This window comes from Novosphingobium sp., from assembly GCF_036820275.1.
GTDB lineage: Bacteria > Pseudomonadota > Alphaproteobacteria > Sphingomonadales > Sphingomonadaceae > Novosphingobium.
The window spans coordinates 51,667-67,661 of record NZ_DAISLT010000002.1; the positions used below are offsets into that span (position 1 = coordinate 51,667).

General features: G+C 65.2%; 13 protein-coding genes and 1 tRNA gene. 7 read left to right on the forward strand and 7 right to left on the reverse strand.

Annotated features, from left to right (window positions below; translation table 11 throughout):
- Positions 1–7 precede the first annotated feature (7 nt).
- On the forward strand, positions 8–862 hold the full coding sequence (locus V7066_RS01575) for a LysR family transcriptional regulator (protein WP_334181502.1): 855 nt from the start codon (positions 8–10) through the stop codon (positions 860–862).
- On the opposite strand, the gene V7066_RS01580 is transcribed toward V7066_RS01575, so the two are convergent.
- Positions 859–1,650, reverse strand: a complete 792-nt coding sequence (locus tag V7066_RS01580; RefSeq protein WP_334181503.1) for an IclR family transcriptional regulator — start codon at positions 1,648–1,650, stop codon at positions 859–861. The two genes, V7066_RS01575 and V7066_RS01580, sit on opposite strands and share 4 nt — an antisense overlap.
- Before the next feature lie 119 nt (positions 1,651–1,769).
- Here V7066_RS01580 and V7066_RS01585 point away from each other — a divergent pair, with 119 nt between their 5' ends.
- From V7066_RS01585 to V7066_RS01600, 4 genes are all read left to right on the forward strand, one after another.
- Complete coding sequence (locus V7066_RS01585) at positions 1,770–3,347, forward strand: acyl-CoA synthetase (protein WP_334181504.1); 1,578 nt, start codon at positions 1,770–1,772, stop codon at positions 3,345–3,347.
- A gap of 60 nt (positions 3,348–3,407) precedes the next feature.
- Positions 3,408–4,550, forward strand: a complete 1,143-nt coding sequence (locus V7066_RS01590) for an FAS1-like dehydratase domain-containing protein (protein ID WP_334181505.1) — start codon at positions 3,408–3,410, stop codon at positions 4,548–4,550.
- A 114-nt stretch (positions 4,551–4,664) separates the two neighbouring features.
- A complete protein-coding gene (locus V7066_RS01595) occupies positions 4,665–5,867 on the forward strand; it encodes a CaiB/BaiF CoA transferase family protein (RefSeq protein WP_334181506.1) in 1,203 nt (400 codons plus the stop codon).
- Between the two features lie 49 nt (positions 5,868–5,916).
- Positions 5,917–6,837, forward strand: coding sequence for an SDR family NAD(P)-dependent oxidoreductase (locus V7066_RS01600; protein WP_334181507.1), 921 nt, complete (start codon positions 5,917–5,919; stop codon positions 6,835–6,837).
- 107 nt (positions 6,838–6,944) lie between these two features.
- Here the strand turns inward: V7066_RS01600 and V7066_RS01605 are convergent, their stop codons facing one another.
- The 4 genes from V7066_RS01605 to dcd all read right to left on the reverse strand — a co-directional run bounded on the left by V7066_RS01605 (position 6,945) and on the right by dcd (position 11,573).
- Entirely contained in the window at positions 6,945–9,866 is a 2,922-nt protein-coding gene (locus V7066_RS01605) for a TonB-dependent receptor domain-containing protein (RefSeq protein ID WP_334181508.1), read from the reverse strand.
- A gap of 293 nt (positions 9,867–10,159) precedes the next feature.
- Positions 10,160–10,235, reverse strand: a tRNA-Val gene (locus V7066_RS01610).
- Between the two features lie 147 nt (positions 10,236–10,382).
- Entirely contained in the window at positions 10,383–10,958 is a 576-nt protein-coding gene (locus V7066_RS01615) for a DoxX family protein (protein WP_334181509.1), read from the reverse strand.
- Positions 10,959–11,018: 60 nt separating this feature from the next.
- A complete protein-coding gene (gene dcd / locus V7066_RS01620; protein ID WP_334181510.1) occupies positions 11,019–11,573 on the reverse strand; it encodes a dCTP deaminase in 555 nt (184 codons plus the stop codon).
- A 112-nt stretch (positions 11,574–11,685) separates the two neighbouring features.
- Here dcd and wecB point away from each other — a divergent pair, with 112 nt between their 5' ends.
- Together wecB and wecC are read left to right on the forward strand one after the other, a co-directional pair.
- Entirely contained in the window at positions 11,686–12,840 is a 1,155-nt protein-coding gene (gene wecB / locus V7066_RS01625; protein ID WP_334181511.1) for a non-hydrolyzing UDP-N-acetylglucosamine 2-epimerase, read from the forward strand.
- Entirely contained in the window at positions 12,818–14,131 is a 1,314-nt protein-coding gene (gene wecC, locus V7066_RS01630) for a UDP-N-acetyl-D-mannosamine dehydrogenase (protein ID WP_334181512.1), read from the forward strand. The genes wecB and wecC overlap by 23 nt, the downstream gene beginning before the upstream one ends.
- Positions 14,132–14,182: 51 nt before the next feature.
- Here wecC and V7066_RS01635 read toward each other — a convergent pair whose 3' ends face one another.
- A complete protein-coding gene (locus V7066_RS01635; RefSeq protein WP_334181513.1) occupies positions 14,183–14,425 on the reverse strand; it encodes a hypothetical protein in 243 nt (80 codons plus the stop codon).
- A 133-nt stretch (positions 14,426–14,558) separates the two neighbouring features.
- Complete coding sequence (locus V7066_RS01640; protein ID WP_334181514.1) at positions 14,559–15,938, reverse strand: L-serine ammonia-lyase; 1,380 nt, start codon at positions 15,936–15,938, stop codon at positions 14,559–14,561.
- Positions 15,939–15,995 lie beyond the last annotated feature (57 nt).

A 15,995-nucleotide genomic window follows, 5' to 3' on the forward strand; every position in this document is an offset into this window, starting at 1 on the left:
CGTGTCTATGATCGACCAATATCTGCTGCGCTATTTCCTTGCGGTGGCCGAAACCGGCAATTTCAGCCGCGCGGCGCGCAGCGTAGCGGTCACCCAGCCGACGCTTTCGGCGGGAATCGCCAAGCTGGAGCGCGAACTGGGCGCGCGGCTGTTCGACAGGGATCGCCAGCGCGTTGCCCTGACTCCGGCGGGCAGCCGCTTCCTCATCCGCGCGCGACGGATCGCCGCCGAATACGAGCACGCCCTGGTCGAACTGGCCGAGCCTGCCGAGCCCAGCCTGCTGCGCGTGGGCGTGCTGAACACCATTCCCACTTCCCTGATCGGCCGCGCTCTGGCTGAGCATCACGCGCGTTCGGGCGAGGCGCTGGAACTGCTCGACGGCAGCGAGCGCGATCTTACCGAACGGCTGGAACGCGGCCGGATCGACGCGGCGCTGACCGTCGTGCGGCCGCACCACGCCCGCTATCGGCCCGAAGTGCTGTCCCGCGAGCGCTACATGATGGTCCTGCCGCCCGATCATCCCCTGGCCGGAGAGCGCGAGGTGCTTGCCGAACAGCTGGCGCAGGATCGCATGGCCTTGCGCCGCCATTGCGAGGCGCTGCCCGAGATCAACCGCTTCTTCACCCAGCGCGGCGTCCGCCCTCGCTTCGTGCTCAAGACCACCAGTGACGAACGTGTCCTCTCGGTGATTCGCAGCGGCGCCGGGGTCGGCATGATGCCGGAAGGTTTCGCGGATGGTTCGCTGCGCTTCGTTCCGGTGCGGGATTTCGAACTCGTGCGCGAAGTGGGGTTGCTCCATGCCGGAGCGGCACGGGAGAGCGCATTCCTGGACAGCCTGCGCCGGCAACTGGGCAGGCTCTAGTTCGCGAGCTGCTCGCTCAGCGAACGGGCGGACGAGGCGAGCACGGTCTTCAGGCTGGTCAGATCGCTGCGCAGGGCCGCGCCGATGCCGATGGCAACGAGGGCATGACTGGGCGTGCGGCCCGGCTCGCGGCCCGTCTTCCAGACCGGGGCGGCGATGACCGTGACCCCGGCGATATAGTGCCCGGCGTCGACGGCCACACCGCTCTCGCGCGCCTCCGCCACTTGGGCGCACCAGTCCGGCCATGACGGCGCCTCGTCCCAGCGCAGGGTGTCGAAACGGGGTTTGAGGTCCGCGATGTCGTGATCGCCGAACGCGGCGATGCAGCGCCCGGTGGCGGAAACCAGCGCGGGGAAGCGACTGCCGACTTGCGTCGAGAGCTGAAAGTTCTGTCCGGACTGAGACATCGCGGTGACGATGATGTGGTCCAGCCCGAAGATCTGGACGCCCAGCGTGGTCAGTCCGAATTCACGGGCCACACGATCGAGGATCGGCTGGGCAAGGTCGTTGAACTGGTCCCGCCGCAACCAGGCACGGGCAAGCGTCAACACCCCCGCATCGAGGGCATAACGCTTGGTGTCCGCGTCGAAAGCCACGAGATCCTCGGTAACCAGCGCCCGCAAGACGTAGAGACAGGTGCTGGGGACGAGGTTCAGTTCGCGGGCGATGGCCTGCACCCCCATCGGCGTTCCGCGCTTGCCGAGCAGGCGCAGCACTGCCGCCGCCCGGGCGATGGCGGGGGCCTTGCTGGCGCGCACGGCGTCTTCGAGAGGGACAATCTGGCTCATTGTTCAATATGTAGAATAACATTCAATATTTACAAAACAAGCCTGCCCCATCACATTTGTTGAACACAAGGACAAATGGTCGACGCGCTGAGTCGTGTCGGGGTGGAGTGGGATGAGCGATGGTTAGGCTGACCGAACTGACAAGCTATGCCGATGCGCAGGCACACGCCTCGTCGGCCGCGCTGTGGGAGCTGTTCGACGGCGACCGCGACGTGCTCAACATCGCCCACGAATGCGTGACCCGCCATGCTGATGGCTCTGGGCGGGCGGCGGTGCGTATCGCCCATGCCGACGGCCGGGATGAAATCCTCAGCTTCGATCTGATCGCCGCCGGTGCCGCGCGGTTCGCGCATTGGCTGGATGCGGAGGGTGTGAAGCCGGGCGAGCGCATCGCCTTCATGCTCGAACCGTCGCTGCCGTTCTACGTCTGCCTGTTCGGGGCGATGCAGACCGGCGCGATCTCGGTGCCGCTGTTCACGCTGTTCGGCCCCGATGCCCTGAAGCTGCGGATCGACGACTGCAAGCCCGCGATCCTGATCACCAATGCGGAGAAGGCGGAGCTCGCGCGCGGGGCGGTGACGGCCGAGAACGGACTGCGCGTGATCGTCGCCGACGATGGCCTGCTGGACGAGATCGCGAAGTTCCCCGCGACGTACGAGCCGAAGACCAGGGCCAGCGACCTCGCCGTGTTCCAGTACACCAGCGGCACCACGCGCGAACTGCCGGAGGCGGTGAAGCATACGCACAAGGCGCTGGTCACGCTGATGTTCGCGGCGCTCTATGGCACCGGGATTCGACCGGGGGATGAGTTCTTCTGCCCGTCCTCGCCTGCGTGGGGCCATGGCCTGTGGCACGGCACGCTGGCGCCGCTGGGGCTTGGCGTCACCACGGGCACTTTCGCCGGGCGCTTCGATCCGGTGCGGCTGATGAAGGCGCTGGACGACTACGGCATCACCAATATGTCGGCGGCGGCGACGCACTACCGGATTATGAAGAACAGCGGCGCGGCGGGGGACTTTGCGTTCCACTTCCGCAAGCTGTCCTACACCGGCGAGCCGATCGATCCGGCGACGCTGGAGTTCATCGACCGCGCGTTCAAGGTGCCGGTCTGTTCGATGTACGGCACCACCGAGATCGGCGTGGTGCTGGTGAACTACCCCGGCGCGAACGACTTCACCGTGAAGCCCGGCTCGCTGGGCAAGGCGGTTCCGGGGCAGAAGCTGGAAGTGCAGCGCCCCGATGGCACGCCCACCGCTCCCGGCGAGATCGGCGAGCTTATGCTCTGGCGGGGCGGCGGGTGGATGACCACCAAGGACCGCGCGAAGATCGATGAGGAAGGCTACTTCTACCACTGCGGCCGCGCGGATGACGTGATCATCTCGGCTGGCTGGACGATGTCCGCGGTCGAGATCGAGAACACTATGCTGCGTCATGAGAACGTCCTCGAATGCGGCGTGATCGGCGTGCCGGACGAACAGCGCGGGCAAGTGGTGAAGGCCTTCGTCGTCGCCAACCGCGCGGGCGACGATGCCTTCGTCAAGGAGCTTCAGGACTTCACCCGCGAACGCCTGGCCCAGCACGAATTCCCGCGCCTTGTGGAGTTCGTGGACGAGCTTCCCAAGAACCCGGCGGGCAAGGTCCACCGCAAGATGCTGCGCGATCGCGAGGCGGCGAAAGCTGCTGAAGCGGTCGGCTGAACCCTATCCAACGGATCCAGGCCAAAAAATTCAGGCCAGAAAATTCAGGAGAGTACCGAAATGGCAACCACAGCAGAGCCTACCACCAAGTTCCCCAAGATCACCGAGGCCGGTCTCGACGATCTGCGCGCCCGCATCGGCGTGAAGATCGAGAACACCGTCGAGCCGTGGAACTACGAGGCCACCCGCGACGCGATCCGCCACTATGCCCACGGCATCGGCGACGACAATCCGCTGTGGTGCGACCCGGAATATGCCGCGAAGACGAAGTACGGCTCGGTCGTCGCGCTGCCTTCGTTCCTGTTCACCACCAGCCGCATCGTCTCGGGTTACTGCGGCGGCCTTTCGGGCGTGCACGCCATGTGGGCGGGTGCGGACTGGACCTGGAACAAGCCGGTGCTGCGGGGCGACACCATCACCACGGTGGCCTACCTGAAGGATCTGGTCGAGCACCAGACCAAGTTCGCCGGTCGTTCGTTCCAGCAGATCTACCACGTCGACTTCTACAACCAGAACGGCGAGCAGGTTGCCGGGGCGGATTCGTGGGTGTTCCGCACCGACCGTGACGAGGCGCGCGAGCGTGGCACCAAGTACACCGAAGCGCGCGGCCGCGTGGAGCCGTTCACGCAGGAACAGCTGGACGAATTCTACGACATCTACGACCAGGAAGAGATCCGAGGCGCCACCCCGCGTTACTTCGAGGACGTGAATGTAGGCGACAAGCTGCCGCCGATGATGAAGGGCCCGATGACCGTCACCGGCTTCATCTGCTACGCGCAGGGCTGGGGCGGTCTCTACATCCGCGCCAACAAGCTGGCCTACAAGATGCAGAAGGCCCACCCGGGCCTGGGCATCCGCAACCGCTTCAACGTGCCGGACTGCCCCGAGCGCGTGCATTGGGACGAAGCCTTCGCTCTCGAAGTCGGTGCGCCGGGCGCTTACGACTACGGTCCGGAGCGCTGCTCGTGGCTGACGCACCACATGACCGACTGGATCGGCGACGATGGCTTCCTCACCAAGTCCGACTGCCAGATCCGCCGCCACAACCCGGATGGTGATGCCATCATCATCACCGGCGAAGTGACGCGCAAGTTCGAGGAAGGCGGCAAGAAGTTCGTCGAAGTGGCGCAGAAGGCGACCACCCATCGCGGCGAACTTTCGGCCTTCGGCACCGCCGTCGCGGAACTGCCCAGCAAGGGCTGATCCGGTGGAGGAGTGCGGGCGCATCGTCCCCGCGCTCCTCTGACGGCCCAGCTTGTGCGCAAAGGCGGCATGGCGCAGCATCGGAGCGAGCCGCTTGCAGCAAGAGAGAGCCACATGACCTCCGAATGGCCCGGCCCGCTTGCCGGCGTGCGGGTGATCGATTTCACCCGCGTCCTTGCCGGTCCCGCCGCCAGTCTCGCGTTGGCGGACATGGGGGCGGAGGTGTTCAAGATCGAACCGCCCGGCACCGGGGACGAGACACGCACGTTCCCGCCGGTGCGCGACGGGGAGAGCCACTATTACCTCGCGGTCAATCGCGGCAAGAAGTCCATCGTCGTCGACCTGAAGAGCGAGGAAGGGCTGGCGCTCGTCCGCGATCTGGCGGCGAAGTGCGACGTGCTGGTGGAGAACTACCGCCCCGGTGTGATGGACCGGCTGGGCCTGGGCTACGAGGCGATCTCGGCGATCAATCCGCGCCTCATCTACTGCTCGATCTCGGGCTATGGCCAGACCGGGCCGCTGAAGGACCGGCCCAGTTTCGACATCGTGCTTCAGGCGATGTCCGGCGCACTCTCCATGAACGGGGAGCCGGATGGACTGCCGACCAAGCTGGGTATCCCGCTGGGCGATCTGGTGGGCGGAATCAACGGACCGATCGGCATCCTCTCGGCGCTTTACGAGCGTGAGCGAACGGGCGTGGGGCGGCATATCGATGTCAGCCTGATGGACGGGCTGATCGGCATGCTCGGCTACATCGCGCAGCTCGCGTTCTTCAACGGCACCGATCCGAGCCGGGTGGGATCGCAGCATCCCAACCTCGTCCCCTATGGCATTTTCCCGGCGCGCGAAGGCTCGATCGTCGTCGCCTGCCTGACGCCGGGGTTCTGGAGCCGGATCTGCCGCTCCATCGAACGGCCCGAACTGATCGAGGATCCGCGCTATGACACGCTGGAAAAGCGCCGCGATGCGCGGGCCGAAGTGAACGCCATCGTTTCCGCTTTCACAGAGCGGTACACGGTGGACGAACTGGTCGCCATCTTCACCGCGCACGAAGTGCCGCACGCACCGATCCTCGGCATATCCGAAGCGCTGACGCAGCCGCAGGCGGTGGAGCGCGAGATGGTGGTGGAAACGCAGCACAAGACGCTGGGACGGATCCCTATCGTGGGCCGTCCGATCCGCTTCACCGACGCTCCCCAGCCGGTGCCGACCGCGCCGCCGGTGCTGGGCGAGCACACCGATTTCATTCTGGAAGACGTGCTCGATCTTTCGCCGGAGCGAATTGCGCAGTTGCGCGGTGCCGGAGTGGTTGCCTGAGCCGATGCATCGGGCAAGGCTTGCGGAAAGAACTTGAGAGGATTTCCAGATGGCCGACTTGCGTTTCGATAACCGTGTCGCCGTGATCACTGGCGGCGGGCGCGGGCTGGGCCGGGCCCATGCGCTGCTGCTCGCGAGCCGGGGCTGCAGGATCGTGGTCAACGATCCCGGCGTTTCGATGGCGGGTGACGCCACCGACGAAGGCCCCGCCGAAGCGCTGGCCGCCGAGATCCGAGCCTTGGGTGGCGAGGCGGTCGCCAACACCGACAGCGTCGCCACGCCGGAAGGCGGCAAGGCCATCATCCAGGCCGCGCTCGATGCCTTCGGGCGGATCGATATCCTGATCCACTCGGCTGGCAACGTGCGGCGCGGCAGGCTGACCGATCTGGCCTATGAGGATTTCACCGCCGTCCTCGATGTCCACCTGAAGGGCGCCTACCATGTCGTGCGCGAGGCGTTCCCGCACATGATGGCGCAAGGCTATGGCCGCATCGTGCTGACCAGTTCGATCAACGGGCTCTACGGCAAGTCGGACAATGTGACTTACGCGATGTGCAAGGCGGGGTTCATGGGCCTGTCCAACACCGCGGCGATCGAGGGCCAGCATGCCAACGTGAAATCCAACCTGATCGTGCCCGCCGCCGTCACCCGCATGTCGGAAGGGATCGACACCAGCCAGTTCCCGCCGATGGAGCCGGAGCAGGTGGCGCCGATGGTCGGCTATCTCTGCCACGAAAGCTGCGAGGCTTCGGGAGAGATGTTCGTTGCCATGGGCGGCCGTCTCGCGCGCGCGAAGATCGTCGAGAACGAGGGCGCCTTCCGCAACGACTGGTCGCTGGAACAGGTCGCCGCCGGGATCGGGACCATCCGTGATGGCGGCGAGACGCTGACCTTCCCGCCCGTTCCGGACGGACAGCTCGAACATCTGCTCTACGGCTTCGGCATGATCCGCGCCGCAACGGACGCCTGAACGGAAAAAGCCCGCCCGGTCTCGCGACCGGACGGGCTTTCCTGAATGACGGCCCCCAGGATGGGTGGAAGAGGCCGCCGTTCCTCCTGGATCAGAAATCCAAGCCGTTAGAAGTTGGCGGTGAAGCCGACGAAGATCGTGCGGCCCAGCGCGTCGTAGACGCCCGGATAGGTGTTGCCGTTGCCGAAGTTCTGCAACAGGCCCGAGTCGAGGATCGGCGGATCCTTGTCGAACATGTTGTTCACGCCTGCGCGCAGGGTGAAGCGCTTGTCGATCGCCTGGGTGAGCGACAGGTCGAAGTAGTTGTAGGCGCTGATCTTGCGGTTCACGACCGTGCGGTCCGCCGACAGCAGCGGGTTGTCGGTCAGGCTCGACAGCTTGGTGCCGCCGATGTGGCGCCAGGACAGCGAGACGGTGGTGTCGGTCGGAGCCATCCACGAGAGACGCGCGACGTGGCGCCATTCGGGGGTCGGCTGGCCGCAGGTGTAACCGAACAGGCCCTTGCAATCGTAGGAACCGCCGCCGGGAACCGGCTGGGCGACCTGTTCGATCAGGTAGGTGCCGACAAGGCCCAGGTTGATGCTGCCGAGGTTGCCGATGTCGAAGGTGTAGTCCGCATTGACGTCGAGACCCGAGGTCTTGAGGTAGCCCGTGTTCATCGTCGTGGAGATGATGTAGCCCGAGTTCTGGCCGAAGACCTGGCCCGAACGCGGATCGCGGACGAACAGGCCGCAGAAGTACGGATCACCCGTTTCGGCGCACTGGCCCATGATCAGCGAAGGCGCGATCGAGCCGATGTAGTCCTTCACCTTGATGTTGTAGTAATCGACCGAAACCGAGAAGCGGCGCAGCGCCTTCGGGGTGATGACGACGCCGAGGGTATAAGTGTCGGCGGTTTCGGGCTTGAGCGCGATGTTGCCGCCGCCAAGGCCGGAGCACTGGTCGGACGGGCAGTTCGGGATGCTGCCGTACATGGCCTGCGTCACGCCGGTGGCCTGGCAGATCTCGAACGACGCGCTGGGGTTGGCACCGGCGCAGGGATCGGTGCCGTTGACGTTGCCGACCGCCTGCGAGGCGAACAGTTCACCCACGTTGGGCGCGCGGATGGCGTGGTTGTAGCTGGCGCGGACGCGCAGGTCGTCGATCGGGGCCCAGGACAGTTCGCCCTTGTAGGTCCAGACATTGTAGCCCGACTTGATGCCGGTCGAGTTCTGCTTGTTGTCGTAGGACGAGTAACGCAGGCCGCCGTTGATCGTCAGCGATTTGAAGAACGGCTTGTTCTCGATCAGCGGGATTTCGATTTCGCCGAAGGCCTCGGTCACGGCGATGATGCCGTCGGAAGGCAGGGTGCCGTTCTGCTGCGCGACTTCGTCGGCCGTGAAGTTCAGCGTTTCGCGGCGGCGTTCGAGGCCCAGCGCGATGCCGACGCCCTTTTCGGCCCAGGGCAGGGTTACGCCCATCTGGCCGAGGTCACCGCTCAGCGATCCGGAGAACACGCTGAGCGAGTTGCGCGAGGCGGTGTTGCTTTGGCCGAAGATGTAGGCGGCCTGGTCCGCCGTCACGCCGCCGGGCGTGAAGACGTTGATCGGAATGCAGTTCGGGTCGGTACCGTCGATGACCGAGCGGCAGGTCGGCACGCCGTTGACGTTGACGGCATTGAGCGCGAGACCGGCCTTCGCCTGGTTCACGTCGTTCAGGTAGGTTTCCTTGAACTTGACCAGCGAATACATGTAGTTGACGTCGTAGCTGAAGCCGCTGCCGATATCGCCGCGCACGCCTGCCGAGTAGCGGTAGTCGTTGAAGCGCAGGTTGTCGCGGCGCGGCTGGCCGACCACGCGATAGCCGACGTTCGTGGGGGCCGTGGTGTCAGTGCCTGCTGCCGAGCCGCAGATGGCTGCAAGCTGGGATGCATTGGCGTAAGGGTTGTTGCACGATACGTCGAACGCCGTGCCGAACCAGACCGCCGAAGGCGCGACCTGCGAGAAGGTCTGGTCCTTCATGTACATGAAGCTGCCGTAGAGTTCGGCGGCCTTGCTGATCTCGAAGCGTGCGAAACCGCCCGCCGTGTAACGCTCGTCGGAGCGCTGGAAGTAGTTGTCCGGCGAGGTGTTGTAGGCATACGAAGGATCGTAAGGCACCAGCGTGCCGCTGCCGTTGTTGATCAGGGTCTGGCCCTTGTAGGGGCTGAGGTTCGAGAGCGGGATGAACGAGCCGTAGGGCGTGTTGCTCGAACCGCCGCAGAACAGCTGGTCGAAATTGCCGGAGCCGGCCACGGATTCGCGATCCTGCAGGGCGCAGGCGGAGACGTCGCGGCTGGACTGGCGGACCGGGCTGAACTTGCGATAGCCGCCGTAGACGGTGATGTTGCCGCGGCCGTCGGCGAAGTTCTTGCCCGCCGCGATGGTCACGTCCTGCTTACCGCCGTCGATGACCGAGGAGGGGGCCGTGTCGTAGCCCGAGGCGCGCTGAAGGGCACGGATCGAGCCGTTGTTGTTGTTGTGCTGCGAGAAGCCGGTCTGGGCGTCGATGCGGACGCCGTCGAGGTCCTTCTTGAGGACGAAGTTCACGACGCCGGAAAGGGCGTCCGAACCGTAGACGGCCGAAGCGCCGCCCGAAAGCACGTCGACGCGCTCGACCAGCGAACTGGGAATGAAGGTGAGGTTGATTGCCTGCGAGGGCATCAGGCGCTGCCCGTCGAGCAGGGTCAGCACGCGGTTCGAGCCGAGGTTGCGCAAGTTGATCTTGGAGGTGCCGTCGGAGCCGTTCGAGACGTTCTCGTTGGCGTCGGCGGTGAACTGCGGAAGGCGGTTCAGGACCTGTTCGACGGTGGTCGCGCCCTGGTAGCGGAACTCGTCCGATCCGACGACGGTCTGCGGGCTGTTGCTGTTCAGATCCGGCCGCTTGATGCGGGTGCCGGTGACGACGATGTCGCTGGCGACGCCGCTGTCGCTTTCCTGAGCCTGCGCCGTGCCCGCGACGATCGCGACCAGTGCAGCTGCGCAATAAAGTTTCTTATGATGACCCCTCATGGGCGTAACTCCCTTTTGATTACGCCGACCTTGCGTCACATTTCCTTCATTGTCAAATATAGTATACGAAATATCGTATTGAGATGAAAGTCCTGTAAACCACGGAAAACCGCGTAGAAGCGGGTGTTTGCAGCGGTCCGGCGAGGCCATTTAACGGCAGAAGTGATGCAAAGGTGTCACGGCGCGAGAATGCGCGGCGACGAATCGCCGTTCGTCCCGTCAGGCGGTTCAAACGGACGAATGTCCATTGTCCCGCGCAACGACGGGTCCGGGAGCTTGATGCTGTGAGGAAATGGTGGGCGGTGAGGGGCTCGAACCCCCGACCCTCTCGGTGTAAACGAGATGCTCTACCAACTGAGCTAACCGCCCTAAGCCCACCGTGTGAGGTGGCTTGGTGGAGGCCGCTTTACGGAAAATCGTGGCCGGGTCAACTGGCGCCGGTGCGATTTTAGGGGTTTGTCGTCGGTTCCCGGCTGGCCGCCGATCCTCGCTGGGGAGGATCGGCGGCGAAACCGCTTACCAGTCGAACCATCTGCGCTGGCGGCGGAGGGCCGGGATGCCGTCATGGGTGACGACGGTGCCGGGCGCCGTTTCGACATAAGCCGGTGTAGTCCGTTCCTCGGCAATGGCATCGGCACGGGCCTCCGCGCGGGCGGCGCGCAGTTCGGCGTCGCGAATGCGGTCCTCGGCATTGCGCGCTTCCACTTCGCCGCGGCGTTCGCGGGCGATGGCGTAGTAGTGGCTCCACATTTGGCTATGCGCGAAGGCAAGGCACAGGCCGCCGATGATCGCGACGTTCTTTAGCGCCATGATCTGCTGCATCGGATCGGTGAACTTGTTGTGGAAGAACAGGATCGTGGCGGCGACGAACCCTATGAGCAGCACCGATATCAGCCGCACCATGAAACCGGCCGCAAGGCAAAGACCGGCGATCAGTTCGAACAGGCCGGTCGGGATCGCAAGACCGCCCGGCAGGCCGGTGGCAACGATCATGGTCTCGGTAGAGGCGACGTCCATCAGCTTGGAGGCGCCGGAAATCACGAAGATCAGGGCGATCAGGAATCGCCCGACAATGGCTGCGATCTTGGACATGTCTTCTCTCCCGACATGGCTTTCATGCCGGGAGAAGCGGACGTATCGGGGAATTGTTCCTTAAAGCTTGGGCAAGGTGACGCCGAGCTGGCCCATGTACTTGCCCGCACGATCCGCATAGCTCGTCTCGCAAGGCTCGTTCCCTTTGAGGAACAGGAACTGGCAGGCGCCTTCGTTGGCATAGATCTTGGCGGGCAGCGGCGTCGTGTTGGAGAATTCCAGCGTGACGTGGCCTTCCCAGCCCGGCTCCAGCGGGGTGACGTTCACGATGATGCCGCAGCGGGCATAAGTGCTCTTGCCGAGACAGATGACCAAAACGTCGCGGGGCACGCGAAAATACTCGACCGTGCGGGCCAGTGCGAAGGAATTGGGCGGGATCACGCAGACGTCGGTTTCGCGGTCCACGAAGGAGTTGCTGGCGAAATCCTTGGGATCGACCACTGCCGAATCGACATTGGTGAAGATCTTGAACTCCCGCGCGACACGGGCGTCATAGCCGTAGGACGAGAGGCCGTAGGAAATGCAGCCGTCACGGCGCTGGGCCTCGACGAAAGGCTCGATCATGCCGTGTTCGAGCGCCTGCTCGCGGATCCACTTGTCGCTGAGAATAGACATGGCTGCGGTGATTGCCGATGGAAAGAGCGCGGGCAAGCCCCCTGACACGCCTTGTCACCAACGATCGCGCTTTTAACTTCGCTCTTACTCTCAGGCTGCTATGTCGGCCCGCATGACCGCTCCGACCAGTAGCACTCCGGCCCGCATTCTCGTCGTCTTCGGCACGCGCCCGGAAGCGATCAAGCTGTTTCCCGTGATCCATGCGCTGAAAGCCGATCCGCGCTTCGAATGCGTGGTCTGCGTCTCGGCGCAGCATCGCCAGATGCTCGATCAGGTGCTGGAGATCGCCGGGATCGTGCCGGATCACGATCTCGACGTGATGCAGCCGGACCAGACGCTCGACGCGCTGACTGCCAACCTGCTCACCGGGCTGGGCAAGGTGATGGATGCCGCAAGGCCGGACCGGGTGATCGTGCAGGGCGATACGGCCACCGCCATGGCGGGCGCGCTGGCGGCCTATTATCGCAAGCTGCCGGTCGATCACGTCGAGGCCGGGCTGCGTTCGGGCAATATTTACCACCCCTGGCCTGAGGAAGTGAATCGCAAGATCATCGGCGGCATGGCCAGCCTGCACTTCGCGCCCACCGAAACCTCGCGCAACGCTCTGGTGAACGAGAACGTCGATCCCGCGCGCGTCCATGTCACCGGCAATACCGTGATCGATGCGCTGCACTGGGTCACGGCCGAAATCGAGCGGGAGCCTTCGCTCGCCGCCGGGCTGGCCGAGCTTGAGGCGCGTTTCGCGGGTAAGCGGATCATTGGCGTCACCAGCCACCGGCGCGAGAACTTCGGCGAGGGCATGGAGCAGATCGCCACGGCCATCCGCACGATCGCCGAGCGGAGCGACACCGCGGTGATCTTCCCGGTCCATCTCAACCCCAACGTGCGCAAGGTGATGAACGAGCGCCTGTCCGGGCTGGACAATGTCGCCCTGATCGAGCCGCTGGACTATCCGCACTTCGCCCGTTTGCTGGCGATCGCCGAGATCATGCTGACCGATTCGGGCGGCGTGCAGGAGGAAGCCCCGGCGCTCGGCAAGCCGGTGCTGGTCATGCGCGAGACCACCGAGCGGCCCGAGGGCGTCGCCGCCGGCACCGCGAAGCTGGTCGGAACCTCTGCCGAGAAGATTGTTTCCGAAATATCAACCTTGCTGGATGATAGAGAGGCCTACGAGGCCATGGCGCGCGCCCACAATCCTTTCGGGGACGGGCAGACATCGCGCCGAATCGTGGAGTTGCTTGCGCATGAAATCCGACACCAAGCCTGACGTCTGCGTCGTGGGGCTGGGCTATATTGGCCTGCCCACCGCCGCCGTGATCGCCCGCGCCGGTTGCAGGGTGCTGGGTCTCGACGTTTCGCAAAGCGTCGTCGACACCATCAACCGGGGCGAGATTCATATCGAGGAAGTCGATCTCGACGGCCTCGTGCAGGGCGTCGTTTCGCGCGGGCTGCTTTCGGCCTCGACGCAGATCGCTCCGGCCGACATCTTCGTGATCGCGGTGCCGACGCCGTTCGAAAAGGGCGAGGGCGGCGAACACGCGCCGGACATCTCCTACGTGCTGGCTGCGGGCCGTTCTGTAGCCGCCGTGCTCAAGGCGGGCGACGTGGTGATCCTCGAGTCGACCTCGCCGGTCGGCACCACCGAACAGCTTCGCGACCTCATCGCCGAACTGCGGCCGGACCTGAAGATTCCCGGTCTCACCCGCGATACGCCCGACGTCTCGATCGCCTATTGCCCCGAGCGCGTGCTGCCCGGCCGCATCCTTGAGGAACTGACCAACAACGACCGCTCGATCGGCGGTATCACCCCGCGCTGCGCCCGCAAGGCTCTGGCCTTCTACAAGCGCTTCGTGCGCGGCGAATGCGTGACGACCGACGCCCGCTCGGCCGAAATGACCAAGCTGGTCGAGAACGCCTATCGCGATGTCAACATCGCCTTCGCCAACGAACTGTCGATGGTGGCGGACCGCATGGGGCTGGACGTGTGGGAAGTGATCCGCCTCGCCAACCGCCATCCGCGCGTCAATATCCTGACGCCGGGACCGGGGGTGGGCGGGCACTGCATCGCCGTCGACCCCTGGTTCATCGTCCACGGCGCGCCGGAGGAAACTCCGCTGATCCGCACCGCGCGCGGCGTCAACGACCGCAAGATGAGCCATGTCATCGCCCGCGCCGAAGCGCTGGTGGAGGCCGATCCGGAGGCGAAAGTCGCCTGCCTCGGCCTCGCGTTCAAGGCCAACATCGATGATTTCCGCGAGAGCCCGGCGCGCTTCGTTGCCAGCCGTCTCGCCCGCAAGTTCGGCAGCCGCATCCATGTGGTGGAGCCTTATGCGGCGCAGCTTCCGATCGAGTTCACCGATACCGGGGCAGTGCAGATCGACATCGACGATGCGCTGGAGACCTGTGAGATCCTGATCGTGCTCGTCGATCATGACGTGTTCCGCGTGGTGCCGCTGGCGGAACGCGCGAAAAAGCTGGTCTACGATACTCGCGGCATCTGGCCGGACCAGCCGCGCGTCGTGCGCGACGAGGAAGCCCGGCTGGCGCTCACCGCCTGACGGCGAACGCTGCTGTTTCCGGCCCCCGCGTGAGCAGGGGCCGGGAAAGCCTTACTTGCAGACCTTCACCTTGCGGCCGTGCTGCACGACATAGCGGCAGGTGACCTTCTTGTGCGCGGTCTTCTTGACCGTGGTCTTGCGCACGGTCGTCTTCTTTACGACCGCGGGCTTGTGAGCACCCGTGTGCGAAGCGCCGGTATGCGAGGTGCCCGGGTGTTGCTGGGCGAGGGCGGCCCCGGCGGGAACGAGCGCGGCGAGTGCGAGAGCGGAAAGCAGGGTGGCGGTCTTCTTCATTGTTCCTGTCCTTGAATTCGAAATTCAGACGGCCATGCGGCCACAGCGTCGCACCCGCTGTCCGGGGAGCAAAGCACGGGCGCGGCTGAAGTTTCGGTGAACGCGAACAGATTTTCGAAGCGGACTTCGCTCCTCAGCAGGCGACCACGTTGATGGCGAGGCCGCCTTGGCTGGTTTCCTTGTACTTGCTGGACATGTCGAGCCCGGTCTGGCGCATCGTCTCGATCACCTGATCGAGCGAGACGCGCGGGGTCTCGCCCGCGTGGAGGGCCAGCTTGGCGGCGTTGACCGCCTTGACCGAGGCGATGGCATTGCGTTCGATGCAGGGTATCTGCACCAGCCCGCCGACGGGGTCGCAGGTCAGGCCGAGATTGTGCTCCATGCCGATCTCCGCCGCCGCGCAGACTTGCTCGGGCGTGCCGCCCCATACCGCCGCGAGGCCCGCTGCCGCCATCGAGCAGGCCACGCCCACTTCGCCCTGGCAGCCCATCTCCGCGCCCGAGATCGAGGCGCGCTGCTTGTAGAGCAGGCCGATCCCGGCGGCGGTCAGCAGGTAGCGGCGGGCCTTGGCGGGAATCGCCTGGCGCCCCTCGCTGCAATATTGCCGCAGCAGCGAGGGCACGATGCCCGCCGCGCCGTTGGTGGGCGCGGTGACGACACGGCCGCCGCTGGCGTTCTCCTCGTTCACCGCCATGGCGTAGAGGTTGAGCCAGTCCATCAGGGTCTCGGCCTGGTTGTCCTGCGGGCGCGAGATCAGGTTCTGGTGGATGGCGCGGGCGCGGCGGCGCACCTTGAGTGCGCCCGGCAGCAGGCCCTCGCGTTCGAGGCCGCTGTCGATGCACTGGTTCATGGCGTCGGCGATCGCGTCCAGTCCGGCGGAAGTCTCCTCCTCCGGCCGCCGTGCCGCCTCGTTGGCGAGCATGACTCCGGCGATGTCGAGGCCGCTTGTCGCGCAGACTTCCAGCAGCTGCGCGCCCGATCCGAAAGGCCAGGCGACGGGCGGGCCATGCGTGACCTGATCGTCGGGCGCAGGCTGTTCGAGCTGGTGGCGGCTGGAGAAGAAGCCACCGCCGGTCGAGAAATATTCGTGCCGGGCGATTTCGCCGCCCTCGGCGTCGAAGGCGGTCAGGACCATGCCGTTGGGATGGAGATCCGGGATATGATCGAAGTCGAGCACGAGGTCGGTCTTGGGATCGAAGGCGATCTCGCGGCGGCCGAGCAGCGCGATTCGCCCGGAAGCGCGGACCTGGGCGGCGGCGGCGTGCGCTTCGCCGGGGTCTGCGGTTTCCGGCTGGAAGCCGATCAGGCCCATGAGGCAGGCGTCGGGCGTGCCGTGGCCTTCGCCGGTCAGGGCCAGCGAGCCTTGCAGTTCGACGAGAACGCGGGCGATCCGGTCGAATTGTCCGGAGTCGTCCAGAATCTGGAGAAAGCGCGCGGCGATTCGCATCGGCCCCACCGTGTGCGAACTCGAAGGGCCGAGGCCGATGCGGAACAGGTCGAGAGCGGAGATCAAAGGGCGGACTCACGCAGGACTGCGGGGAAGGGCACTGCAAACTCTCCGAATAACGAC